The following is a 22,549-nucleotide window of genomic DNA, read 5'->3' as shown; positions in this document are numbered from 1 at the left end:
ACCCGCGAATGACCTCGGAGATGGCCCCGCCCAAGCGCAAGCCGCAAGCCATTCTCGACGCGACCGATCGCAAGCTGCTGGCGTTGCTCGCCGAAGATGCCATGCGGACCTACGCCGAGCTTGGCCGCCTGCTGCATTTGTCCGCGCCCGCCGTTCACGAACGCGCGAAGCGCTTGAAGCAAGATGGCGTTGTCAAGGCGACCGTGGCGACGCTGGACGGCGCAAGCGTTGGCCGGCCGCTGCTGGCATTTGTTCACGTCGATACCTCCAGTTGGGCCGTCACGCGTCAATTACTGCAACTGGCCGAGTTTCCGGACGTCGAAGAGATCCATACGGTGACTGGCGAAAGCGCGATGCTGCTGAAAGTGCGAACCCGTGACACGCAAACACTCGAACATCTGCTCGAGCGTATTCATTCGATAGAAGGGTTCACCGGCACGCGCAGTTACATCGCGTTGACGACATATCTGGAGCGCGGGCCGAGCCCGCAGGTTTGACTGACGGTGGCGTCAAGACCGACTCGCCGTAAACCCAACCTCAACGCATTTCGTGGCGGCTTCGCCGCACACGATGACCCTATGCCGATCCGCCGCCAGGAAGCGCGCTAACTAAGCCGCTGCGGTCGCCTCCATGTTTACCGACTCGCGGCGGCTGGAACAGATTCTCAAGAACCGCGAGGCGCAGAAGAGCCAGTGATCCGCGATTTTTCGTTTCCCCTGGTTCCCGCGCCAGCCGCAGACCGACAATCCTTCGAACGTGCTGAACTGTCACGGCTGGCGCGGGTCGATATACTTACTGCGTTTTTCAGCTAAGCCGGCGCGTCGGGCTGAACGCCGCCCTCCATTACTCGATATCGGTCGTATGAAACGCTATTTGCCTGTCCGTGTTGCCCTATTCGCCCTGGCTTTGTCGGCGGCGTTGTTTTCCAGCGCTTCGTTTGCACAGACGAGCCCAGATGCCGTCGTTAAAAGCGCTGTGGAAGGCACTGTCGACGCGATGAAGGCTGATCCTGCCGCGCGTGGCGGCGACATGGCCAAGATCACGCAATTGGTGCAGACGCGTTTCGTGCCGGCAACCGATTTCCAGCGCACCACGCGGATTGCCGTTGGTAAGGCATGGAGCACGGCGACGCCCGACCAGCAGAAGGCGCTCTACGAGCAATTCCAGACGCTGCTGGTGCGCACCTACACCTCGTCGCTGTCGCAATTACGCGATGAAGACGTCAAGTTCAAATTCGACGCCCCGACGCTCGATGCTGGCGGGAAAGACGCTGTCGTCCAGTCGCACGTGTACTCGAGCGGCGGCGATAACCCGGTGCGTTATCGCCTGGAAAAGACGCCGGACGGCTGGAAGATCTACGACATCGACATGATGGGCGCGTGGCTGATCCAGGTGTACCAGACGCAATTCGCGGGTCAGTTGTCGAAGGGTGGCGTCGACGGCTTGATCAAGTTCCTGACCGCGCATAACGCGCGGACGGCGGAGTGAGGAAGGGGTAGAGCCTGGATTCGCAAATGAAGCGTGGGTGAGCGAGTCTGAGGCACTACGGAGTAGCGGGGCCAACAGGCGCAACTGGCGACAAGCGGGAGCGCCTTTTTTTGCGCCGCTGTTTTTAACGCTAATGGCTCTTACAAAGTCTCGCCTCATCCGCCAAGATGAGCATCGACCTTATGCCCCGAGCACAAAATGCCAAATCGACGAGTATCGAAATCCGAATTCAAAGCGAAAGCATCTGAATTCTTCAGGTTGGTGGAGTCATCGGGGGAGAGCTTGATCGTGACTGACCTTGGGCAGCCAACCTTGGAGTTGCGGCCGTATCAAACGGATGCGCGGGACCCGCTCGATCTTCTACGCGGCTCGCTATTGCGTTACGACAATCCGATGGACCCAGCGGGAGAAGATGACTGGGCGGCGGCATGGTGATCGTGTCTGGATACGCACGTTAACTTGCTTGGCAAACTCCCGCCCCCAGGCACTACCGAAACTTTATGCGCAGCAAGTTTCGCGCTCGCGGTCTTAACCCCGCCTCAGCATTCCGACACGAGCACCATCGCCTTCGATGAAACGCTCTTCGCTGACTTCAGCGCTTTCTCTCTTACCGCGGTCATGTTTTCGGTCTCGCTGGAGTACCTGAACGAAGCGGGCAACAGCCGATAGTCCGCTGCCACTTGCGCCGCTTTTGTCTCGCTGAAGCCGGTCTTGCGCAGTATCTTCGCCAAGAGAGAGTAGTCGTCCAGATCGGCTTTGCCGAGATTGATCATTACGCTGAAGTCAGCCATTGCTTCCTGCTTGTTTGCTTTGAAAACCCGCGATGCTACACGGGTGCGCCACACACGCATCTTGAAATACAAAACGGGTGGATAACGCCGCTCATCGCGACCTTATCCACCCGTTCCTTTTGCCGCAGCCATAAGCTCGAGCCTCACACCGCAGCCCGAGCTCACGTATTCAAACTCAAGCCGCGATCGTCGTCTGCTTGCCGCCCTTGTTGCCCTTCGCGCGGCCAATTTCTTCCAGCTTGATCTCGACGTGCTTCGAGAATACGAATTCCGCCGGTCGTTGCTTGTCGACCGGCAGGTCTTTCGCATAAGCGCCTTCGGTACGCGGACCACGCAAGGCGACAAGCGCGGCCTTCAGCGGATGCGCAACCGTGTCCATCACGGCGGTGGCTTCGAAGCCGCAATGCACCATGCAGTCAGCACATTTCTCGTACTTGCCCGTGCCGTATTTATCCCACTCGGTGGTTTCCATCAATTCCTTGAAGGTCTTCACATACCCTTCACCGAGCAGATAACACGGACGCTGCCAGCCGAACACGGTACGCGCCGGGTTGCCCCAGGGCGTGCATTCATAGGTCTGGTTGCCCGCCAGGAAGTCGAGGAACATGCTCGACTGGCTGAACGACCAGCGCTTGCCGTTATCGCCGCGCTTGAAGATGTCGCGGAACAACGACTTCGTCTTCTCGCGGTTCAGGAAGTGCTGCTGATCCGGCGCACGTTCATACGCATAACCCGGCGACACCGTGATGCCGTCCACACCCATGGGCCCAAGCGTGTCGAAGAAATTCGCTACGCGTTCCGGGTCGGCGTCGTTGAACAGCGTGCAGTTGATGTTCACGCGGAAACCACGGCGCTTCGCTTCCTTGATCGCGGCAACGGCCTTCTCGTACACGCCGTCTTGCGAGACCGAATGGTCATGTGCCTGCTTGTCGCCGTCGAGGTGAACCGACCAGACGAAGTACGGATTCGGCTCGTAGTCGTCCATTTTCTTTTCCATCAGCAGTGCGTTCGTGCAGAGATAAACGAACTTCTTGCGTGCGATGATGCCCTTCACGATCTGGGGCATTTCCTTGTGCAGCAGCGGTTCGCCGCCGGCGATGGACACGACCGGTGCACCGCATTCGTCGACAGCCGCGAGGCAGTCCGCCATCGAGATGCGCTGGTTCAGGATGGGGTCCGGATAATCGATCTTGCCGCAGCCGTTACACGCCAGGTTGCAGCGGAACAGCGGCTCGAGCATTAGCGCGAGCGGATAGCGCTTGTTGCGCATGAAATGCTGGCGCGCGATGTAAGCGCCAACCCGGACTTTTTGCAGCATCGGAATAGACAATTGCGTGTGCTCCTTAATCTTCGCGAAGGGCGCCGGCGGATGCCGTTGCCACAGCCAGCGGCTTCGTCAGCTTCGCGGGGAGTTTGAATTCAACTTTCTCTTCGCGGCCGGACATCGTCGTGACTTCGACGGGACCCAGCGCGCGCAGTGCATTAATAACGTGCTTGACCATTTCTTCCGGCGCAGACGCACCGGCCGTAATCCCGACAGTCTGCGCGTTCGCAAACCAGTCAGGTTTCAATTCCGAGCCGTCCGCCACGAGGTAGCTCGGCACGCCGGTTTCGGCGCCGATCTCGCACAGCCGATTCGAGTTGGAACTGTTGGTTGCCCCAACCACGAGCAAAACGTCCACTTGCTTGCTCAGCTCGCGCACCGCTGCCTGCCGGTTTTGCGTGGCGTAGCAGATGTCGCGCGTATCCGGGCCGACGATGTCCGTGAAACGGCGATGCAGCGCGTCGATGATGTCGCGCGTATCGTCCACCGACAACGTGGTCTGCGTGACATACGCGACGGGGGCATCGACAGGCAGCGCGAGCGTTGCCACTTCAGCTTCGCTTTGCACAAGCACCACCGTGCCGGGAATCTGGCCGATGGTCCCTTCCACCTCCGGGTGCCCCGCATGGCCGATCAGGATCAGCGTGCGGCCCTGCGCGACATATTGCCGGCCCTGTACATGGACCTTCGTCACCAGCGGGCACGTGGCGTCGAGCACGTCCAGACCACGCGCTTCCGCGTCGGCTTCCACCGTTTGCGCTACGCCATGCGCGCTGAAAATAGCAACGGCGCCGTGCGGCACTTCGTCGAGTTCTTCGACGAAACGCGCGCCCTTGCTACGCAGGTTGTCGACGACGTGCCGGTTGTGAACGATCTCATGGCGCACGTAGACGGGCGCGCCATGTCGTTCAAGAGCGCGATCGACAATCTCGATCGCGCGGACCACGCCCGCACAAAAGCCGCGGGGTTGAGCAAGGATAATACGCATATTCGGGCGAACTCCGACTGGCGCGGGTTTCGAATGGAACCGGCTATAAGCTTCGATCAAATCCGGTTGATTTGTTGTAAGCAAAATTAAAGCTTCTCGGAAAAAGCTTTGGGAAACAATTGGCTGCAAATGCGCCATTCGTTTCAACTTTAAGGCCGAACTTGACCGCGTATTCTAACTCGTTCAGTTTTTGGATGCTTGTAAGAGGGTGTTTCCGTTTCTACCGGCAGGGTTGAATTACTGTGCGGACGCGGAAGCCGGTAAACTAGCGCTTCGCCGCTTTCCCGCGAAGCGGCCTTGAGGCCGCCATGGCGTTGCCGTGAACCGGATCTTGACGTGGCCTTTGAGGCTGCTTTCAAGCGGCTATACCACGTGCTGGGGAGTTGGCCGGGCGGGCGCTGCGAGGCACGATGAAAACCCCGGACAAGCGGCTCGCCGGGCAGAACGCCCGGGGTCCGCGGCAGTCGAAGCATTGATCCTGGCAGCAGGATTAAACCGAAAGCCGAAGCGAAAGCAAAGCCCGACCCGCATTGGGGCGGATGCCACATAAGTTGCATGAGCGGGTGGCATGAGCGAACCGGATTCGCTTGGGGTCCGCGCCGGGTCTGTTCTCCAACGGGTTTTCGGGCAGCGCACGATAAGAATTTATACCGTGTCGAGTCGTTGCGCTTATCCAACATTTTCGCCGGTTTTTTCGCCGGTTTATGAGCGGAATGTTGTTACGCGTCAGCGATCCGCCACGCACGACCTGCGTGCGTCGATGTCCATTTTGGCATCCGCGCGCCGTGTCGAATACCTGGACCGTCTTATGGAAGTCGATCACTACGAAAATTTTCCGGTAGCCAGCATATTGCTGCCGAAACGGCTGCGTGCGCCGGTCGGCGTGATTTATCACGTTGCGCGCACGGCGGACGACATTGCCGACGAAGGCGTCTTCGACCCGGCTGAACGCCACGCCCGTCTCGCCGATTTCCGCGCCGGGCTGGACGCCGTCGCCGCCGGCCATCCGGCGCCGGTTCATCCCATGCTGTTCGAGAAACTTGCCGGCACCGTCGCGCAATACGGGCTGCCGCTCGGACCCTTTTACGATCTCGTCTCGGCGTTCGATCAGGATATCGACACCACGCGTTACGCCGACTGGCCTGCGCTGATGGACTATTGCCGGCGCTCGGCGAATCCGGTCGGGCGGCTGATGCTGCATCTCTTCGACGCCAGCACGCCCGAGAATCTTGCCGATTCCGACGCAATCTGCACCGCATTGCAGCTCATCAACTTCTGGCAGGACGTGGGTATCGACTGGAAAAAGAGCCGAATCTACATGCCGCTGTCCGACCTTGAGCGTTTCGGCGTAACCGAACGGCATATCGACGAGCAAATCTGCGACGACGCCTGGCGCGCGCTGATGCGCCACGAAGTCGACCACGCGCGCGCAATGATCGTTGGCGGCGCGGCGCTTGCCGTGCGCATGCCCGGCCGGTTCGGGCTGGAACTGTGCAGCGTCGTGCACGGCGGTTTGCGAGTCCTCGAAAAAATCGAACAGGCCGGCTACGACGTATTCCGCAAGCGCCCGGTGCTGAAAGGCCCGGACTGGGTGGTAATCGGCGTGCGCTCGCTCGCGATGCGGCTGCGTGGCCGGGTGGGTGTGCAATTGCGCTCGGTCGAAAGCTGACCTGATCCGGTTTGGCGCCCCTCCCGATGTTGAATCTGCTTACTCATTGACCTGCTTCATCGACCTGCCCTGAATTGACGATGCTCCTGATTGCCTGGTTGTCCCTCCTCATCTGGCTTGTCCTGCTGTTTGGCCGCGGCGGTTTCTGGCGCGCGCAAGCCCTCGAACCGCTCAGCGAAAGCACGGTTCACGCTGTCGGCCAGGCGGAGATCGCGCGTCGCGGCGCGTGGCCGGCGGTGGTCGCGGTCGTGCCGGCGCGCAATGAAGCCGATGTGATCGGCCGCGCGGTGACATCGCTGCTCGCACAGGATTACGCGGGTTCGTTCCATCTGATTGTCGTCGACGACCACAGCACCGACGGCACCGCCGACGCCGCTCAGGCCGCCGCGCGCGACGGCGGTTTCGAAGACCGCCTGACCGTGCTGACGGCCGCACCTTTGCCGTCCGGCTGGTCGGGCAAGGTGTGGGCGCAGTCGCAAGGTATTGCGGCTATCGACGGGCTGGGTTTTCCGGCCGATTACCTGCTGCTCACCGACGCCGACATCCGCCACCCGGCAGACGCCGCCTCGCAACTCGTCGCGCGCGCGATTCTGGAAGATCGCGATCTGGTCTCGCTGATGGTGCGGCTGCGCTGCGACTCAACGTGGGAAAAAGCGCTGATTCCCGCGTTCGTATTCTTCTTCGCGAAGCTGTATCCGTTCGCGTGGGTGAACAACGTGAGCAACCGCACGGCGGCGGCTGCGGGTGGTTGCATGATGCTGCGGCGCGCGGCGCTGGTGGAGGCGGGCGGGATCGAATCGATTCGCGGCGAATTGATCGACGATTGCAGCCTTGCTTCGCGCATCAAGTTTCGCAACGGCGTGAACGCGGCGCGGCCGATCCGTCTGGATCTTGCCGATGACAGCGAATCGCTGCGGCCTTACGACAACTGGCGCGAAGTCTGGAACATGATTGCGCGCACGGCGTTCACGCAGTTGCGTTATTCGGCGCTGTTGCTGGTCGGGACGGTGCTCGCGATGTGCGTGATCTATCTCGCGCCGCCGGTGCTCGCGTTGACACTTGGCGCGAAGGGATGGCCGGCGTGGCTCGCGTGGCTCGCCATGTGCTGCGCGTATTCGCCGATGCTGCGCTACTACCGCCGCTCCATACTCTGGGCGCCGCTATTGCCGGTGATCGCGCTGTTTTATGTCAGCGCGACGGTTGGCTCGGCAATACGGTTCTGGCGCGGGAAGGGCGGGCAGTGGAAGGCGCGGGTCCAGGCGCCTTGAGCGAGAGTGAAGATAGGTCGTATGGGCGGTTCCACCCATACGGTTCAACTCACCGCTTTGTCAGCATCGCGTACATCTCGATCACCATGTTGGGCGAGAAAGAGAATGGCACCCAGCCGTGTCCGGTATGGCGCAACACCAGCAACTGATCGCCGTTTGCATAGCGTTGCGTAGCCATCACCGGGTTTTTCGTCGCGACAAAGCGCCAGCCGGGCGGCAGGCCACCTGGCTGTTCGGCGTCCATCGAAGCGCGCGCGTTCGATAATTCCTCGATCAACTCCGATACCCCTTCGGGGCTCAACGCCACCGACTTCCCGCCGATTGTCATCTCGATCACGTTCTTTTCAGGGCGCGAGACGTTCAGCGTGGGTTTTTCTTCAGCCACGAGCGGTTTTCCTTCAACTACGGGTGCTGCCGCCGTTGCCGGTTCACCAGCCGCGTCAGCTAGAGAGTCAGCAACAGAATCAGGGGAAGATTCGGGAGAAGCTGGAATGGAAGCAGCGGCCAGAATCAGCTCATCGAGGCTTGATTCCAGCGCGCCGAGCTGGTCGGTTAAGTTCATGCGTTGTTTGCCTTGCTAGCCTTGCGTCGAACCTGCGATTTTAACTGCTGCGTACCGGGCAACGACGCCACACGTTGTAACAAAATGCGTGTATGACGCTAAAAATGCCATCAAAACAACAGGCAATGCGCGCCACGCGTCATTGCTTCATTTTTTCAGATAGCCGTTCGCGCGAAACCAGTCCAGCGCGTGGCTCAGGCCTTCGCCATACGGCCGTGCTTGATAGCCCAGTTCCCGCTCCGCTTTCGCCGACGTGAAGTACATCTTGTTCTTCGACATCCTCAAGCCATCGACGGTGACAAACGGCTCCTTGCCGCTGAACTTCGCGTAAAGCTCCGCGCCGAATGCAAGCGGATACAGCGGGCCGCGCGGCAGCTTGATGGTCGGCGGCTTGCGTCCGGCGAGGCCGGCAATGTCCGCCAGCATCTGCTGCAGCGACAGGTTTTCGCCGCCGAGAATATATCGTTCACCGATCACCCCGCGCACAAGCGCCAGCAAATGACCGTTCGCCACGTCGTCCACGTGCACGAGGTTCAGGCCAGTATCGACGAAGGCGGGGATCTTGCCCGTCGCCGCTTCCACGATGATCCGCCCGGTCGGCGTCGGCTTGACGTCGCGCGGACCGATCGGCGTGGACGGATTCACGATCACCGCCGGCAAACCGTCATGGGCGACCATGCGCTCGACCGCGCGTTCCGCCAGCACCTTGCTGCGCTTGTACGCGCCAATGGTCTGATGAGCCTCGGCAGGCTTCGTTTCATCGATAATATCTCCTGCCGGGCTCACCTTCAGCGTCGCCACGCTGCTCGTATACACGATCCGCTCGACCCCCTCGGCCAGCGCCGCGCGCATGGTGGCCTCGGTGCCTTCCAGGTTCGCGCGCTCGATCTCGCCCGGATCGCGTGCCCAGATACGGTAGTCGGCGGCAACGTGCAGCAAGTAGCGCACGCCCTTCATCGCGGCCCGCATGGAGGCTTCGTCGCGCATGTCGCCGATCACGACTTCGGCGTCGAGACCTTCGAGGTTTTGCCGGGAACTGGTCTTGCGTATGACTACGCGCACGTCAAAACCGCGTTCCCGCGCGATGCGCGCGACCGCCGATCCGACGAATCCGGATGCGCCGGTGACCAGCATGCGCCCACGGGCGAACCCACTTAACGGGTCAGTCATTTTTGCCTCTTGTTGGTCTTGCAAAGGTAACAGTTGCGCGTCTTCCGAAGCGTGTCGATCAGCCGCCAACCCATATGTGACAAGGGCTTGCGGCTCGTGCTATGGTCCGGTGCTACTTAAGTCCGCCGGACCTCAAATTTAAAGAAAATCTTTAGCCAATGTTCATAGACAGTCGAAATCGATCCGTATGGCTGTACTTCGCGATCGCGATGTTGCTGCTGATCGTCTTTGCGGTCGACTGGCTCACGCCGCTGCGCGTCGCCATCTGGGTGTTCTACATCCTGCCGGTCGCGCTCTGCATGTGGGTCGACCGCCCCAACGTACCGTTTATCACCGCCGGCGTCGCCTCCGTGTTGATGTTCACGGGTTATATCCTTTCGAACGCGGACGCGCTCACCGGCCCGATCGTGTTGCAGCTCAACCGCGTGATCGGCGTGATCGTGATGTTCGTGCTTGCCGGTGTGGGGCATCTCTATATCAAAACGCGGCTGAACCTGCAACGCAGCGCGTGGCTCAAGCAGGGCGAAGTCCAGATCGGCTTGCAGATGCGCGGCGATCTCGCCCCTGCGGCGGTCGGCCACGGCATTCTCCACTCGCTCGTGCCTTATGTGGGCGCGCATGTCGCCGTGCTGTACACCCGTGAAGGCGATGCGCTCGAGCGCATCGCTGCGTGGGCGCTGCCTGACGAAAACGCCGCGCCGCAGCGGATCGCGCGAGGCCAGGGGCTGCTCGGGCAAGTGCTCGACGAGAAACGGGCGATCGAGATCAGGGGCGCGCGATCGGATTTCCTGACGGTCGGCTCGGCGCTGGCATCGGCGCCCGCGACCCACTGCGTGATCGCGCCCATGATGGCCGATGGCGACGTGATCGGCGTGCTGGAAGTGGGTTTTATCGGCGATGAAAACGCGGTGGACGATACCCGCGAGCTGCTCGAAAACGCCGCCGAAGCCATGGGCATGGCGCTGCGCTCGGCGCAGTATCGCTCGCGGATGGTCGAGCTGCTGGAGCAAACGCAGCGCCAGAGTGAGGAATTGCAGGTTCAGCAGGAAGAGCTGCGGGTATCGAACGAAGAGCTTGAGGAGCGCGGCCGGGTCTTGATGGAAACGCAGGCGCGGCTGGAAACGCAGCAGGCCGAACTCGAGCAGACCAACGTGCATCTTGAGGAATACACGCAGCACCTTGAGCGGCAGAAAACGGAACTGGTGCGCGCGCAAAAGGAACTGGAATCGAATGCGCTGGCGCTGGAGCGGGCGAGCCAGTACAAGTCCGAATTCCTCGCGAATATGTCGCACGAATTGCGCACGCCGCTGAACAGTTCTCTGATCCTCGCGAAGCTTTTGGAGGACAACAAGCACGGCAATCTCTCCGACGAACAGGTGCGTTACGCCGCGACCATTCATTCGTCGAACAGCGATCTGCTGTCGCTCATCAATGACATCCTGGATCTGTCGAAGGTGGAAGCGGGGCAGATGGACGTGCAGTTTGCGCCGGTTGCCATCGACGGGATGTTGCAGTCGTTGCGGCAATCCTTCGCGCCGATCGCCGACTCGAAGCGCCTGACGTTCGTGACGGAGCGCGCGGAAGGCGTGCCGGAGTATTTCGTCACCGATAACCAGCGGCTTCAGCAAGTCCTGCGCAACTTGCTGTCGAACGCGTTCAAGTTCACCGAGCACGGTCAGGTGACGGTCTCCGTGCACAAGGCGAGCAACGACGACCACGCGTTGCGCTTCGATGTGCGCGATTCCGGCATCGGCATTCCGCGCGACAAGCAGGACCTCATTTTTCAGGCGTTTCAGCAAGCCGATGGCACGACCAGCCGCAAGTACGGCGGCAGCGGGCTGGGTTTGTCGATATCGCGGGAATTCTCGCGGTTGCTGGGCGGTTCAGTGAGCGTATCGAGCGAGCCGGGCAAGGGCAGCGTGTTTTCGGTCACGCTGCCGCTGGCCGTTCAAGAAGGCACGGTCACCGCGAAACTTGATGTGATCGGGCATATGAGCGAGCCGGAGGCTGGCTTGGAAGCGGATACGTCCGTGGCGGCGAGTGTCGCTCCTGTACAGAGCTACGCGCCGGCGCACCTCGCGGCAATGGCGTCGGCTTCGTCCTCTCTTGAGCCGTCGTCCTGGCGCGCGCCGAATGCGAGCTACCCGGCGCCGCAACCCATAGCCGATGACCGCGCCAATCGCAAGCGCCCGGATCGCGTGATCCTCGCGATTGAAGACGACTTGCGTTTCGCGCACATCCTGCACGACCTCGCGCATGAACTCGAATTCGACTTCGTGCACGCGACCACCGCGTCGCAAGGCGTGGAACTGGCCCGCGACCTCCAGCCGAACGGCATCCTGCTCGATGTCGGTTTGCCCGACCAGTCGGGCCTGACCGTGCTCGAATGGCTCAAGCACGATCCGCTTACGCGTCACATTCCGATTCACATCGTCTCGTCGACGGATCATGCCGATGTCGCGCTGCATCTCGGCGCGATCGGCTATACGCTCAAACCGAGCGCACGCGACACACTGGCGGGCGCGATCCGCAAGCTCGAAGCGCGCTCGGCGCAAGGCACGCGGCGCGTGCTGGTGGTCGAGGACGACCCCGCGCTGCGCCAGAGCATCCACGCGTTGCTGAAAAGCGCGACGGTCGAGATCGTGGAAGCCGGGACGATTGCAGAGGCGCTGGAGCAGATGAACCGCGCGACCTTCGATTGCATCGTGATGGACCTGGCCTTGCCGGATGGTTCAGGTTATGACTTGCTGGAACGGGTATCCACGTCGCACGAGCATGCGTCGCCGCCGGTGATCGTGTATACGGGGCGCGTGTTGTCGCCGGACGAGGAGCAGCGTCTGCGCCGTTATTCCAGGTCGATCATCATCAAGGGCGCAAAGTCGCCGGAACGGCTGGTGGACGAAGTGACGTTGTTCCTGCACAGCGTGGAGAGCGCGTTGCCGCCCGAGCAGCAGCGCATGTTGCGCGCGGCGCGCCAGCGCGACGACGTATTCGAGGGCCGCACGATCCTGCTGGCCGAAGACGATGTTCGTAATATCTTCGCGTTGTCGCATGTGATCGAGCCGCTGGGCGCGAAGCTGGAAATCGCGCGTAATGGCCGCGAGGCGCTGGATTCGCTTGCCCGCCATCCGGACATTGACCTCGTGCTGATGGACATCATGATGCCGGAAATGGACGGGCTCACCGCCATGACCGAGATTCGCAAGAACGCCGACCATGCACGGCTGCCGATCATCGCGCTGACCGCGAAAGCGATGGCGAGCGATCGCCAGAAGTGTCTGGAAGCCGGCGCGGACGACTATATTTCGAAGCCGATCGACGTCGACAAGCTGGTGTCGTTATGTCGTGTCTGGCTGCGCCAACGATAGCCGCGTTTTCGTCATGCCACATCGAACCCTCAAGCACACGGAAGAAGCGATCTTCGACATCGAGTTGAAGCTGTTGCTCGAAGCCGTTTACCTGAAGTATCAGCACGACTTTCGCCATTATTCGGTGAGTTCGCTGCGGCGCCGCCTGACGCAGGCGCTGCGCGATCTGGGCTTTACAACGCTTTCGCAGTTGCAGGAGCGGATTCTCCGCGACGCCACGCTGTTCTCGCGCTTGTTCCAGTACCTGACGGTGCAGGTCAGCGAGATGTTCCGCGACCCAACGTATTTTCGCGCCATCCGTGAACAGGTCGTGCCGATCTTGCAGACCTATCCGTCGATCAAGGTGTGGGTGGCGGGATGCAGCAGCGGCGAGGAACTGTGGTCGCTCGCGATTCTGTTCGCTGAGGAGAACATTGCGGACCGTACGGTTTTGTACGCCACCGATATCAACGCCGACGCCTTGCGCCAGGCCGAAAGCGGTATTTACCCGCTGGATCGGCTGGCCAGTTTCAGCCAGAATTACCTGGCGGCGGGCGGCAAACGCTCGCTCTCCGACTACTACCACGCGGCCTACGGCGCGGCGAAATTTTCGCAGACGCTCAAGTCACGCGTGGTGTTCGCCGATCACAGCCTCGCCACCGACAGCGTGTTTCTCGAAGCGCATCTCGTGTCGTGCCGTAACGTACTGATCTATTTCGACCGCGCGTTGCAGGACCGCGCGCTGGGTCTGTTCAGCGATTCGCTGGTGCGGCGCGGGTTTCTCGGGCTGGGCAGCAAAGAGAGCCTGCGGTTTTCAAAACACGCGGGCAGTTTCGCCGATTTCGATGCGCGCGAGCGGTTGTATCAAAAGGTCTAGCGATGACACCGTCGACCGATTACCTGGATGCAATCGAAGCTGTCGTGATTGGGGCATCGGCGGGGGGCGTCGAGGCGTTGAACCACCTTCTGCCCGCGCTGCCGGCCAATTTTCGCCCTGCCGTGCTGGTGGTCATGCATGTCAGGAGTGCCCCGCCCAGCCTGCTGCCCGCGTTGTTTTCCGCGCGTTGCCAGTTGCCGGTCGTCGAGCCCGACGACAAGGACGAGATCGCCGGCGGGACGATCTATGTTGCGCCGCCGGGGTATCACATGCTGGTCGAGCCGGACTGCACGATCTCCCTTTCCGTCGATCCGCCCGTGCGGTTTTCGCGGCCATCGGTCGATGTGCTGTTTGAATCGGCGGCACTATGTTTCGCCGATACGCTGCTCGGCGTCGTGCTTTCCGGCGCCAACGACGACGGCGCGCGCGGGCTGGTCGCGATCTCGCGGGCGGGCGGGCGCTGCTGGGTGCAAGACCCGCATACCGCCGTGGCCGACGCGATGCCGCGCGGCGCCATCGCGCGCGGCGGCGTGCACGACATTCTCACGCTCGACGTCATGGCTGCTCGTCTGGCGCGCATGGTCGCGGGCACGCGCCGCGAACCCGGTTGACTTGGAGCTGACACGCTAATGGAACTCCGCTAATGGAACACATCAGGCAATCTGTCAGGCAGCCGCTCAGGCCGCCCATTTACGTCCTGATCGTGGACGATGTGCAGAACAACATCACTGCGCTGGAAGCGTCGCTGGCGCGGCCGGACATCTCGGTGCTCGCGGCCGGTTCGGGGCCGGCGGCGCTCGAACTGTTGCTCAAGCACGAAGTCGCGCTCGCCATTCTCGATGTCAACATGCCCGGCATGGACGGCTTCGAACTCGCCGAACTGATGCGCGGCAGCCCGCGCACCGCGCATGTGCCGATCATCTTCCTGACCGCGACCGCGCAGGACACCGGGCGCACGTTTCGCGGTTATGAAGCGGGCGCGGTGGACTTCCTGTACAAGCCGTACGACTCGCGGATCCTGAATTCGAAGGTGGATGTGTTCATCCAGATCGAGAAGCAGAAGCAGCAGCTCGCCGCGCAACTCGCGACCGTCCAGCAACTTCTCGATGCCAACGAAATGCTCATGGCCGTGCTCGGCCACGACCTGCGCACGCCGTTGTCGGCGGTGATTGCATCGGCGGAATATCTTGCGCGGTTCGTGCCGGATGAGAACGTGGCCAATATTGGCACGCGCATCAAGAGCAGCGGCATGCGGATGGTGCGCATGGTCGACCAGTTGCTCAATCTCGCGCGGCTGCGCGGCGGGCGTGTGACGCTGCAGCCGCGGTCAGTGGAGTTGATGACGCTGGCGAAGAATATTGTTGAAGAATACGAAGCACGGGTGGGTAAGGGCCGCATCTTCATTTTCCGCGATGGCGATACGCTGTTGCAGGGCGATGGCGATCTGTTGTCGCAGGTGTTTTCGAATTTGATCGGCAACGCGCTGACGCACGGGCGTGACGGCTCGGCTATTCAGGTACGTCTGAACGGCGACGCTGCCGACGACGTTCTGATCAGCGTGCAAAACGCAGGCGAGATTCCCGTCGATGTATTGCCGACCATTTTCGCGCCGTATCGGTCGGGGCGGCCGCAGCAGGAAACCGGCGGCCTTGGACTTGGGCTCTACATCACGCGCGAGATTACGCAGATGCATGGCGGGCGAGTGGACGTACGCTCCGACGCGGAGAGCGGCACGGTATTCGAAGTGACCTTGCCGCGCGAAGCGGTGGCGCGGCGGGTGGGCGGAGACACGGCCGAGGGTGCGCAGCCGTTCCGGCTGGGGTGACGCTGCGGGTTCGTCGGCCCTTCCTTCGCCCCTGCACTGATTTCGCGTTGTGCGGACGCCGCTATCCCATGCGCACTGCCGGTTTTTCTGGTCTTGTCTAAAATGCGGCCTGATGGCGTTTGCCGGGGTGTGCCTTCGGCACAAATCTGGCGGCGTGGCGAATCAGCACTAATCGGGAGAAGCAAAGATGCCGAGTCCAGACCTGGATACTCGAATAGAGACGTATTACGTGCACGTGAAGGGCTTGGTGCAAGGCGTGGGATTCCGCCACGCAACGGTGCGCCGGGCGCATGCGCTGGGTGTTCGCGGCTGGGTGGCCAACCTGGAGGACGGGTCGGTTGAAGCGATGATCCAGGGACCGGCGAATCAGGTCGACCTGATGCTCGAATGGCTGCGCAGGGGACCGCCGCACGCGCGGGTCACGGATCTGGCCAGCGAGGAGCGGTATATCGAGAAGCGGTTTGAACGGTTTGAGCAGCACTGAAAGGGTTGTTTGAGCATGCCGGCGACTTTCGCCGTGTGCCGGTTACTCAGCTAGTTACTCAACTAGCTACTCCGCCGGTTATCCAATCGGAATCCACCAGGCGATTGGCCGTCCATTGTGACAAACTTCAGCGGCGCCATGACGCGGGCTCACGTTCCTGAATGCCTTCTTCAAGCGCCGCAACGAACGATGGGCGTTCAAATCCACGGGCGCAACGCGCCGATGACCACCATGTCGCTTGTACGCTTCGAGCGCGGGGATCTGGTTGAGCGCCGTGAAACGTGGGTGGGCCTCCCCCGCCATATAGACATTGTGCAGGTCCGGTGACAGCCACTTTAATAAGTCGAGGACGCGGTCATATCCCGTTTGCAGACGAGATAAGGCCTCGCCCGGTGTTGATGGCGCCGAATGCTCCACACGGATAACCACGCCTGTTCGGGGGCGCCCCTCGGTCATCAGCGGACCGGCTTTCCACACCGGTTCCAGATGGGCAATGCGGTTTCGCAAGTCTTTACAAAAATCGATCCGTGCAAACAATGCATCTCGATGTTTTTGCCGGCTCCAAAACGCGTTGGAGCTGTGTCGATGTCCTGGCGCAACATCAACCAGGATGGCGGACCAGTCCAGCAACTGATTGCCGTTGTCGTGGGTAACGTCGAGAATATGCGGCCAGAAACCGAAGGTGAGTTTCGATACGACGTCATCAGGGGAAGGTGCCGGGATGCGTGGAACCAGTTGGAATGCTCCTCCCACCCGGCGGCGCCCGTGCGTAATTTTGCGGACCGAATCCGCTGATTTCTGGTTTAAGCGAAGATGTGTGTACCAGTCGCGCGAGAGCGTTGTGCCCACGCCATAGCGACTGCTCAAGGCCGCGTGAAATTGATTGCGCAGCGCGATCTCGGTAAACCCAAGTACTTTCGAGAGTGCAGAGGAGATGGCCTCGTTCCAGCAGTAGAGGCCGTAGGCCGCGCGGTCGTCGGCAGCGGCAAAAAAAGTGCGGTAGTTACTTAACCTTGCGTGAGATAACGCCTTCACCGCGCTCGCAACGTGGATTTGCTTCAAACTGTTCATTGCGGTATGATCCTCCTCGTAAGCGCTGGGAATAAGTCTTGTTTTGCTCTCGGTTTTCCGACAGCCCTCAGGACCCTATGACGCCAAAGAGACAGAAGGCCGCCCCGTGCGGCCTTTTGCCTTTTTCGAGCCTGTATCTTCGCTATTCCTGTTTACGTCGCCGCCGGGACTGCATCGGCCATGGTTCGTTCTACGAAGGTATGAACGAAGGCTAAGTCGTATCGGTAATGCCGGGAAGATGAATCAACCAGAGTAGCATATTGGTCAGTAATGCTGAGCGTTGGGCGTAGAATTTCAAGCGACTCGCGCTTCTACATTCCTCGTGACCCTCGTGACCCTCGTGACATCAAGCAGACTTATCCAAAGCGGGCGTTAATCGAATCAAAACAACAACACGAAATCCCCGGGCTTCGAACAAGCCCGGGGCTATGCCTTCAACCCCCGCTCCACGTCCATCGCGAGTAACCAACCGCGTTACCGCGCTACCAGCAAACTCTCGGCAAATCCCCATTCGTCGTCCAGCCACTGCCTCGTGCATTCGAATCCCGCATCCGCCGCCAATGGCCCCGCCTCCCCGGCGAGATATTTGTGGCTGCTCTCTGTCCAGATCGTCTCGCCCTGGCGGAATTCAACGCTCAATCCCGCTGCGCGAATGGTGGCCCTCACCGGGCGCTTTGCCCGCAAATGCATCTCCACGCTGCGGGCATCGGGATTGAAGCGTGCAAGATGTTCGAACGCGTCCAGCGGAATGTCCGCGTCCAGTTCGCGATTGACCCGCGCAAGCAGATTCAGGTTAAACGCAGCCGTTACGCCAATAGGATCGTCGTACGCCGCAATCAGCACATCCAGCGGCTTGAGCAAATCCATCCCGAGCAACAACGAATCGCCCGGCTTGAGCATGGCGCGAATCGACTTCAAAAACCGCGTGGCTGCCAGCCGCGCAAAATTTCCGATCGTGCTGCCAAGAAACAGCACGAGCAATACTTCGCCCTCTTTCCGGTTGGCACTGACCTCCGCCAGCCCGGCCAGATAATCGCGCTCATAGCCCACGATCGAAATTCGTTCGATGTCGCCCAGCTCCCGCCGGCACAATTGCAACGCGGTAGGCGAAATTTCGATCGGACAGTATTCGGTCGGCCGCTTCTTGCACAGCGCCTCCAGGATTCGCCGCGTTTTCCGGCCGCTGCCGCTGCCCAGTTCGGCAACGGTCACGTTACGCGGCAACGCGGCGACGATATCAGCGGCATGCGCGTTCAATACACGCTCTTCAGCACGCGTCACGCCGTATTCCGGCAACGCGGTGATGACTTCGAACAAGGCGGAGCCCACCTCGTCGTACAAATACATCGATGGCAATTCTTTTTGCGGCGCGTGCGTGAGGCCTTCATGAACGGCTGCGGCAAACGGGGAGGAAAAGCGCGGCGACTGAACGGCCTGCGTCGTGGCTTGAGGCATGAGGCGTCTCCATGTTGCCGCGGTGCAGCGTGCGCGGCGGGTTATTCATGACGAGAATTACGCGTCGAAAAACACCTGACGAGAAAGGGGCGATCGGCGTTCCGGCCCTGACGGCCGCGACAGGCGCCGCGCGATCGGGGAGCGAAGCATTTAGGTGAGCAAGAAGCGCGCACGGCGCCTCCGTCTCCTGATTCAAGGACCCGCATCGTACCGCGGTGACGTGGCTAAACGATCCGAAACACGCCCTTTCATGCACCGCCCGGCAAAAGCCGCCAGGACATTTACATTTACGAAAAGAGGTCGAGGTCAGGCCAACAAATTTCCCGACGTAACCGACTGTACCGGTGTCTCCAATATCACGCTGAAGCGATCCCGAAATTGGGCAATCACGCAATAACTACCTGCCCCCGTCAGTTTTTACACGCGCCGTGTAAACGCCGTCGGGCGATCCCCGCACGAAGCGGGCGCTGCGAAAGCCTCAGCGACGCGTGCGGCACCGCTTTCTCCACTGGCGCAATGCTTGCTTTCCATTCCCGATCACGTTGCAGCGCATCGACTTGAAAAATGCTTCGCGCTGTCCTCGCCGTTCTCTCTTCAGTGCCCGATTCATGACCGACTCAGCTAGTCCCGATCCCGCGATCGCACGTCTCGACGACACGGGTGCGTACAGCATTCCGCCGCCGGTCCAGCAGCCCGAGCCTGAGGCACCTGCCGACAAGCCGTTCGGTTTTCACGGCGCCATACCGGCCGCTCCCGAGCCCGCTACTGATCACCTGTCCGATAACAACGCTGCCTTTTCGGGCGATTCCGGCGGGTTTTTCCTGAGCGTGCTGAACGGCAGCACGGACTGCATCAAGATCCTGCGGCTCGACGGTACGCTCGAATTCATGAACGCCAACGGCATCTGCCTGATGGAAATCGATGACTTCGCGCCCCTCAAGGGCGAGTCGTGGGCGTCGCTGTGGCCGCAGGAATCGCGGCATCTGGTGGTAGAAGCGCTCGATAACGCCGCCCAAGGCCGTCACTCGCGCTTCGAAGCGCTCCGGCCGACCGCGAAAGGCACGCTGAAATACTGGGATGTGTCGGTGTCGCCGGTGAACGGGCCGGATGGCGTGGAATGGTTCGTATCGATTTCCCGCGATATCACCGAGCGGGTGCTCGGCCTGCGTTCGCTCGATGCCGCGTTGCAGGAGCAAAAGCGCTTGAGCGAGGCGCTGGAACGGCATCGCGAGACGCTGGAGGAGCGCATTGATGAGGTGTCGAAGGCATTTCGGGCGCTCGAAGCAGAACAGCGCGAAACGGCGGCTGCGCTGGCGCAGTCGCAGAAAATGGACGCTATCGGCAAGCTGACCGGCGGCGTGGCCCACGATTTCAACAACGTGCTGCAGGTAATCGGCGGAAACCTGCAGCTCGCCGTGCAGGAATCGAATGGCAACGAAACCCTGACGCGGCGCCTCGCGAGCGCGCATGAAGCGGTGGAGCGCGGCGCGAAGCTCGCGTCGCAATTGCTGGCGTTCGCGCGCCGGCAACCGCTTGAACCGGTGCCGCTGGATATCTCGCGGCTGCTGCGCAGTTCCGACGACATGCTGCGCCGCGTGCTCGGCGAAACTATCGAACTGGAAACGGTGGTGTCGGGCGGCTTGTGGAACACGCTTGCTGATCCGAATCATTTGCAGAACGTGATCGTGAATCTGGCGATCAACGCGCGTGACGCGATGGACGGCGCGGGCCGCCTGACCGTCGAGGCGGGCAACGCGATGCTCGACGACGAGTACACCCGTCATCACGACGACCTGGCGAGCGGCCAGTACGTGATGGTCGCCGTCTCCGACACCGGTTGCGGCATGACGCCGGAGATCCTCGCGCGCGCCTTCGAGCCCTTCTATACGACCAAGGCCGAAGGCCGAGGCACCGGCCTGGGCTTGAGCATGGTGTATGGCTTCATGAAGCAGACCGGTGGCCATATCAAGCTCTATAGCGAGCCGGGGCACGGTACGACGGTCAAGCTTTATCTGCCGCGCTCGATGGAAGACGAGGCTGTGCGCGTGGAAGCCGCGAATGATCCGGTGACGGGCGGCAGGGAAACGATCCTGGTGGTGGAGGACGATCCGAACGTGCGCGCGACCGCCGTGGACATGCTGACCCAGCTGGGTTACCGGGTGCTCAAAGCCGTGGATGCCCAGAGCGCGCTGAGTGTGCTCGAAAGCGGCGTGCACGTCGATTTGCTGTTCAGCGACGTCGTGATGCCGGGGCCGATGCGCAGCGTCGAACTGGCTCGGCGCGCGAAGGAAATGCTGCCGGCGATGGAAGTGCTGTTCACATCGGGCTACACCGAAAACGCGATCGTGCACGGTGGCCGGCTCGATCCGGGGGTGGCGTTGATCAGCAAGCCGTATCGACGGGATGCACTGGCCCGCAAGGTGCGCTGGATGTTCCGCACGCGGGTTTATGACGCGCCCGATATGCCGGCCTCGCCGGAGGTGCCTCACGCGCCCGGCGCGCCTGAGCTGCCTGAGCCGCTTGAGCCTCAGCCACTACGGGTCCTGATTGTGGAGGACGACGCCAACACCCGCGAAGCGACGCGCGAACTGCTGGAATTGCTCGACGCGAAAGTGCTGGCGGTGGACAGTGCACAGGCCGCGCTTGACCTGATCGCCCAGCAATTATTCGATGTCCTGCTCACCGATGTCCGCATGCCCGGCATGTCGGGCCTCGACCTGGCACGCGCGATGAAGCGTTTGCAGCCGCGCGTGCATGTGGTGCTGGCATCGGGTTATGGGACGGGCATTGCGGCTGAGCTTGGCGACGAGCTGAGCGGCGCGACCCTGCTGCCGAAGCCATTCAACTTCGATGAACTCGAACAGGCGGTGTTCAGGAAGCCATGACGGCCTCGGGCACGCCGCCGGTGTGTAAAGCCGCGGCGCAGCCCACGCGGGCGGGTTCGGCCATTGGAATGACGATCCTCACGCTGAGGCCACCGTCGGCCGCGTTGCCGATATCGCAGCGGCCGCCAAGTTCGTGCGCGAGGCGTCCGACGATGGCGAGTCCCAGTCCGCAATGACCATCGCCCGCGCGCGCCGGGTCCAGGCGCACAAACGGCTTGCGGGCATCGTCCAGACGCTCGGGCGGGATCCCCTCGCCGTAATCGCGCACCGTGATGAACCACTCGCCGTTGCGCTTGCCCGTGCTGATGTCGACGGGCGGGGCGCCGTGTTCCAGCGCGTTATCGACCAGATTGGTCACCAGCCGGTCCAGCAAGGTGCGCGGCAAGTGAAATGCGTCGCCGGCGCCCAGGTCGAGGCGGAACAGGGGCGTGTCTCCTGCTTCGTCCTGCGCAAACTGCTCCGCGAGAAAACCGTCCACGTTGATAGCCGGTCCGCTCGTCGGCGCGTTGGCCGCGAATTCCAGGAACTGCTGCACGATGCGCGTCAGGGAGTCGATGTCGCGAATGAAATGCGAGCGCTCGGCGTCGTCCTGCACCAGGACGCTCGCCCGCAGCTTTAGCCGGGTGAGCGGCGCTTTCAGATCATGCGCGATGCCGGCGAGCATGACGGCTTTCTCGTCGTCGGCGTCGTTGATCCGCCGCATCATCTGGTTGAACGCGCGGATCAGGTCGCGTAGCTCACGCGGTCCACGCTCGTCTACCGGGACCGGCCGCTCGCCCGCGCCGAACTGACGCGCGCCTTGCGCCACGCGCGACAACGGCCGCTGCAATTGCCACGCCGCGACCAGCGACAGGATGACCGCCGCCAGCAACATACCCACCGATTCAATCAGGATAGGCGGCGCGGGCGGCAGGTCGACCGGCGTCACGATCCAGTTCGGACTGTTCGGATAACGCACCCAGAGACGCTGCGCGTGCCGGGGGCCATCGACGGCGAGGCGCGTGCCCGGCGGCAGCACGTTCCTCAACTCACGCAACAAATGCACGACAGGACCGTTGTCGGGCTCGCGCAGCGTGATGCCTTCGGGCAGGTTCGATGACAACACCAACTGCACGCTCAACGCGGGCGCGAGCCGCACGCCTTGACGCGCGTCGTCGTTGGCTGCGGCGAGTACAAGCATCAATCCACGCGCGTAACCTTCCGCGTCGTGATGCGGCCGCTGCACGGTGAGCACCGCAAACCAGCAGGCCTGCACGGCAAACAGCACGACCAGCGAAATAAGCGCCATGCGACCGAACAGCGTGTTGAACGGATTGCCGCGACCCGATCCGTTGCGATTCCAGAC

At 61.7% G+C, this 22,549-nt stretch carries 19 protein-coding genes; 11 read left to right on the top strand and 8 right to left on the bottom strand.

The features are described from left to right. The first annotated feature begins 8 nt into the window (after positions 1 to 8). The 3 genes from ACSQ8V_RS28435 to ACSQ8V_RS28425 all read left to right on the top strand — a co-directional run bounded on the left by ACSQ8V_RS28435 (position 9) and on the right by ACSQ8V_RS28425 (position 1,923). Positions 9 to 497 carry an Lrp/AsnC family transcriptional regulator gene (locus ACSQ8V_RS28435; protein WP_436207913.1) on the top strand — a complete coding sequence of 163 codons (489 nt, stop codon included), beginning with the start codon at positions 9 to 11 and terminating at the stop codon, positions 495 to 497. Between the two features lie 364 nt (positions 498 to 861). Next, the gene (locus ACSQ8V_RS28430) at positions 862 to 1,488 is read left to right on the top strand and encodes an MlaC/ttg2D family ABC transporter substrate-binding protein (protein WP_213764267.1); all 627 of its coding nucleotides are present in this window, start codon (positions 862 to 864) and stop codon (positions 1,486 to 1,488) included. Between the two features lie 198 nt (positions 1,489 to 1,686). Beyond that, entirely contained in the window at positions 1,687 to 1,923 is a 237-nt protein-coding gene (locus ACSQ8V_RS28425; protein WP_436207912.1) for a type II toxin-antitoxin system Phd/YefM family antitoxin, read from the top strand. A 104-nt stretch (positions 1,924 to 2,027) separates the two neighbouring features. Here the strand turns inward: ACSQ8V_RS28425 and ACSQ8V_RS28420 are convergent, their stop codons facing one another. The 3 genes from ACSQ8V_RS28420 to ispH form a co-directional block, all read right to left on the bottom strand. Beyond that, the gene (locus ACSQ8V_RS28420) at positions 2,028 to 2,279 is read right to left on the bottom strand and encodes a hypothetical protein (protein ID WP_436207911.1); all 252 of its coding nucleotides are present in this window, start codon (positions 2,277 to 2,279) and stop codon (positions 2,028 to 2,030) included. A 175-nt stretch (positions 2,280 to 2,454) separates the two neighbouring features. Then, positions 2,455 to 3,609, bottom strand: coding sequence for an adenosyl-hopene transferase HpnH (hpnH, locus tag ACSQ8V_RS28415; RefSeq protein WP_213764265.1), 1,155 nt, complete (start codon positions 3,607 to 3,609; stop codon positions 2,455 to 2,457). Between the two features lie 13 nt (positions 3,610 to 3,622). Next, on the bottom strand, positions 3,623 to 4,591 hold the full coding sequence (gene ispH, locus ACSQ8V_RS28410; protein WP_213764264.1) for a 4-hydroxy-3-methylbut-2-enyl diphosphate reductase: 969 nt from the start codon (positions 4,589 to 4,591) through the stop codon (positions 3,623 to 3,625). Between the two features lie 808 nt (positions 4,592 to 5,399). On the opposite strand from ispH, the gene hpnC reads away from it, so the two are divergent. Next, positions 5,400 to 6,260 carry a squalene synthase HpnC gene (gene hpnC, locus ACSQ8V_RS28405; RefSeq protein ID WP_436184981.1) on the top strand — a complete coding sequence of 287 codons (861 nt, stop codon included), beginning with the start codon at positions 5,400 to 5,402 and terminating at the stop codon, positions 6,258 to 6,260. A gap of 80 nt (positions 6,261 to 6,340) precedes the next feature. Next, a complete protein-coding gene (locus tag ACSQ8V_RS28400; protein WP_213764263.1) occupies positions 6,341 to 7,528 on the top strand; it encodes a glycosyltransferase in 1,188 nt (395 codons plus the stop codon). Between the two features lie 49 nt (positions 7,529 to 7,577). Here ACSQ8V_RS28400 and ACSQ8V_RS28395 read toward each other — a convergent pair whose 3' ends face one another. Continuing rightward, a complete protein-coding gene (locus ACSQ8V_RS28395) occupies positions 7,578 to 8,090 on the bottom strand; it encodes a hypothetical protein (RefSeq protein ID WP_436207910.1) in 513 nt (170 codons plus the stop codon). A gap of 147 nt (positions 8,091 to 8,237) precedes the next feature. Continuing rightward, complete coding sequence (gene hpnA, locus ACSQ8V_RS28390) at positions 8,238 to 9,260, bottom strand: hopanoid-associated sugar epimerase (protein WP_436207909.1); 1,023 nt, start codon at positions 9,258 to 9,260, stop codon at positions 8,238 to 8,240. Positions 9,261 to 9,418: 158 nt separating this feature from the next. Between hpnA and ACSQ8V_RS28385 the strand changes: the two genes are divergently transcribed. The 5 genes from ACSQ8V_RS28385 to ACSQ8V_RS28365 all read left to right on the top strand — a co-directional run bounded on the left by ACSQ8V_RS28385 (position 9,419) and on the right by ACSQ8V_RS28365 (position 15,793). After that, positions 9,419 to 12,628, top strand: a complete 3,210-nt coding sequence (locus ACSQ8V_RS28385) for a response regulator (protein WP_436207908.1) — start codon at positions 9,419 to 9,421, stop codon at positions 12,626 to 12,628. A gap of 13 nt (positions 12,629 to 12,641) precedes the next feature. Next, complete coding sequence (locus tag ACSQ8V_RS28380; protein ID WP_213764259.1) at positions 12,642 to 13,484, top strand: CheR family methyltransferase; 843 nt, start codon at positions 12,642 to 12,644, stop codon at positions 13,482 to 13,484. 2 nt (positions 13,485 to 13,486) lie between these two features. Beyond that, a complete protein-coding gene (locus tag ACSQ8V_RS28375) occupies positions 13,487 to 14,095 on the top strand; it encodes a chemotaxis protein CheB (RefSeq protein WP_436207907.1) in 609 nt (202 codons plus the stop codon). 32 nt (positions 14,096 to 14,127) lie between these two features. Continuing rightward, positions 14,128 to 15,309, top strand: a complete 1,182-nt coding sequence (locus ACSQ8V_RS28370; protein WP_436184843.1) for a hybrid sensor histidine kinase/response regulator — start codon at positions 14,128 to 14,130, stop codon at positions 15,307 to 15,309. A gap of 187 nt (positions 15,310 to 15,496) precedes the next feature. After that, a complete protein-coding gene (locus ACSQ8V_RS28365; protein ID WP_213764256.1) occupies positions 15,497 to 15,793 on the top strand; it encodes an acylphosphatase in 297 nt (98 codons plus the stop codon). A gap of 78 nt (positions 15,794 to 15,871) precedes the next feature. Here the strand turns inward: ACSQ8V_RS28365 and ACSQ8V_RS28360 are convergent, their stop codons facing one another. Then, positions 15,872 to 16,864 carry a hypothetical protein gene (locus ACSQ8V_RS28360; protein WP_436207906.1) on the bottom strand — a complete coding sequence of 331 codons (993 nt, stop codon included), beginning with the start codon at positions 16,862 to 16,864 and terminating at the stop codon, positions 15,872 to 15,874. Positions 16,865 to 17,338: 474 nt separating this feature from the next. Next, positions 17,339 to 18,319: an L-histidine N(alpha)-methyltransferase gene (egtD, locus tag ACSQ8V_RS28355; RefSeq protein WP_213764254.1), complete on the bottom strand. Its 981-nt coding sequence runs from the start codon at positions 18,317 to 18,319 to the stop codon at positions 17,339 to 17,341. A 608-nt stretch (positions 18,320 to 18,927) separates the two neighbouring features. On the opposite strand from egtD, the gene ACSQ8V_RS28350 reads away from it, so the two are divergent. Further along, positions 18,928 to 21,204, top strand: coding sequence for a response regulator (locus tag ACSQ8V_RS28350; protein WP_436207905.1), 2,277 nt, complete (start codon positions 18,928 to 18,930; stop codon positions 21,202 to 21,204). Here the strand turns inward: ACSQ8V_RS28350 and ACSQ8V_RS28345 are convergent. Continuing rightward, positions 21,191 to 22,492 carry an ATP-binding protein gene (locus tag ACSQ8V_RS28345; RefSeq protein ID WP_436208023.1) on the bottom strand — a complete coding sequence of 434 codons (1,302 nt, stop codon included), beginning with the start codon at positions 22,490 to 22,492 and terminating at the stop codon, positions 21,191 to 21,193. The two genes, ACSQ8V_RS28350 and ACSQ8V_RS28345, sit on opposite strands and share 14 nt — an antisense overlap. Between the last annotated feature and the right edge of the window lie 57 nt (positions 22,493 to 22,549).

Origin of the sequence: Caballeronia sp. LjRoot31 (assembly GCF_964253885.1) — a bacterium.
Lineage (GTDB): Bacteria > Pseudomonadota > Gammaproteobacteria > Burkholderiales > Burkholderiaceae > Caballeronia.
The sequence above is the reverse complement of the archived record's forward strand: the minus strand, read 5'-3'. Positions and strand labels throughout refer to the sequence as shown.

Excerpts from the sequence above, each read along its gene's own strand:
- ACSQ8V_RS28435 (WP_436207913.1), top strand. The coding sequence starts at position 9 with ATGACCTCGGAGATGGCCCCGCCCAAGCGCAAGCCGCAAGCCATTCTC.
- ACSQ8V_RS28430 (WP_213764267.1), top strand. The coding sequence starts at position 862 with ATGAAACGCTATTTGCCTGTCCGTGTTGCCCTATTCGCCCTGGCTTTG.
- ACSQ8V_RS28425 (WP_436207912.1), top strand. The coding sequence starts at position 1,687 with ATGCCAAATCGACGAGTATCGAAATCCGAATTCAAAGCGAAAGCATCT.
- ACSQ8V_RS28420 (WP_436207911.1), bottom strand. The coding sequence starts at position 2,279 with ATGGCTGACTTCAGCGTAATGATCAATCTCGGCAAAGCCGATCTGGAC.
- ispH (WP_213764264.1), bottom strand. The coding sequence starts at position 4,591 with ATGCGTATTATCCTTGCTCAACCCCGCGGCTTTTGTGCGGGCGTGGTC.
- hpnC (WP_436184981.1), top strand. The coding sequence starts at position 5,400 with ATGGAAGTCGATCACTACGAAAATTTTCCGGTAGCCAGCATATTGCTG.
- ACSQ8V_RS28400 (WP_213764263.1), top strand. The coding sequence starts at position 6,341 with ATGCTCCTGATTGCCTGGTTGTCCCTCCTCATCTGGCTTGTCCTGCTG.
- ACSQ8V_RS28395 (WP_436207910.1), bottom strand. The coding sequence starts at position 8,090 with ATGAACTTAACCGACCAGCTCGGCGCGCTGGAATCAAGCCTCGATGAG.
- hpnA (WP_436207909.1), bottom strand. The coding sequence starts at position 9,260 with ATGACTGACCCGTTAAGTGGGTTCGCCCGTGGGCGCATGCTGGTCACC.
- ACSQ8V_RS28385 (WP_436207908.1), top strand. The coding sequence starts at position 9,419 with ATGTTCATAGACAGTCGAAATCGATCCGTATGGCTGTACTTCGCGATC.
- ACSQ8V_RS28380 (WP_213764259.1), top strand. The coding sequence starts at position 12,642 with ATGCCACATCGAACCCTCAAGCACACGGAAGAAGCGATCTTCGACATC.
- ACSQ8V_RS28375 (WP_436207907.1), top strand. The coding sequence starts at position 13,487 with ATGACACCGTCGACCGATTACCTGGATGCAATCGAAGCTGTCGTGATT.
- ACSQ8V_RS28370 (WP_436184843.1), top strand. The coding sequence starts at position 14,128 with ATGGAACACATCAGGCAATCTGTCAGGCAGCCGCTCAGGCCGCCCATT.
- ACSQ8V_RS28365 (WP_213764256.1), top strand. The coding sequence starts at position 15,497 with ATGCCGAGTCCAGACCTGGATACTCGAATAGAGACGTATTACGTGCAC.
- ACSQ8V_RS28360 (WP_436207906.1), bottom strand. The coding sequence starts at position 16,864 with ATGAACAGTTTGAAGCAAATCCACGTTGCGAGCGCGGTGAAGGCGTTA.
- egtD (WP_213764254.1), bottom strand. The coding sequence starts at position 18,319 with ATGCCTCAAGCCACGACGCAGGCCGTTCAGTCGCCGCGCTTTTCCTCC.
- ACSQ8V_RS28350 (WP_436207905.1), top strand. The coding sequence starts at position 18,928 with ATGACCGACTCAGCTAGTCCCGATCCCGCGATCGCACGTCTCGACGAC.
- ACSQ8V_RS28345 (WP_436208023.1), bottom strand. The coding sequence starts at position 22,492 with ATGGCGCTTATTTCGCTGGTCGTGCTGTTTGCCGTGCAGGCCTGCTGG.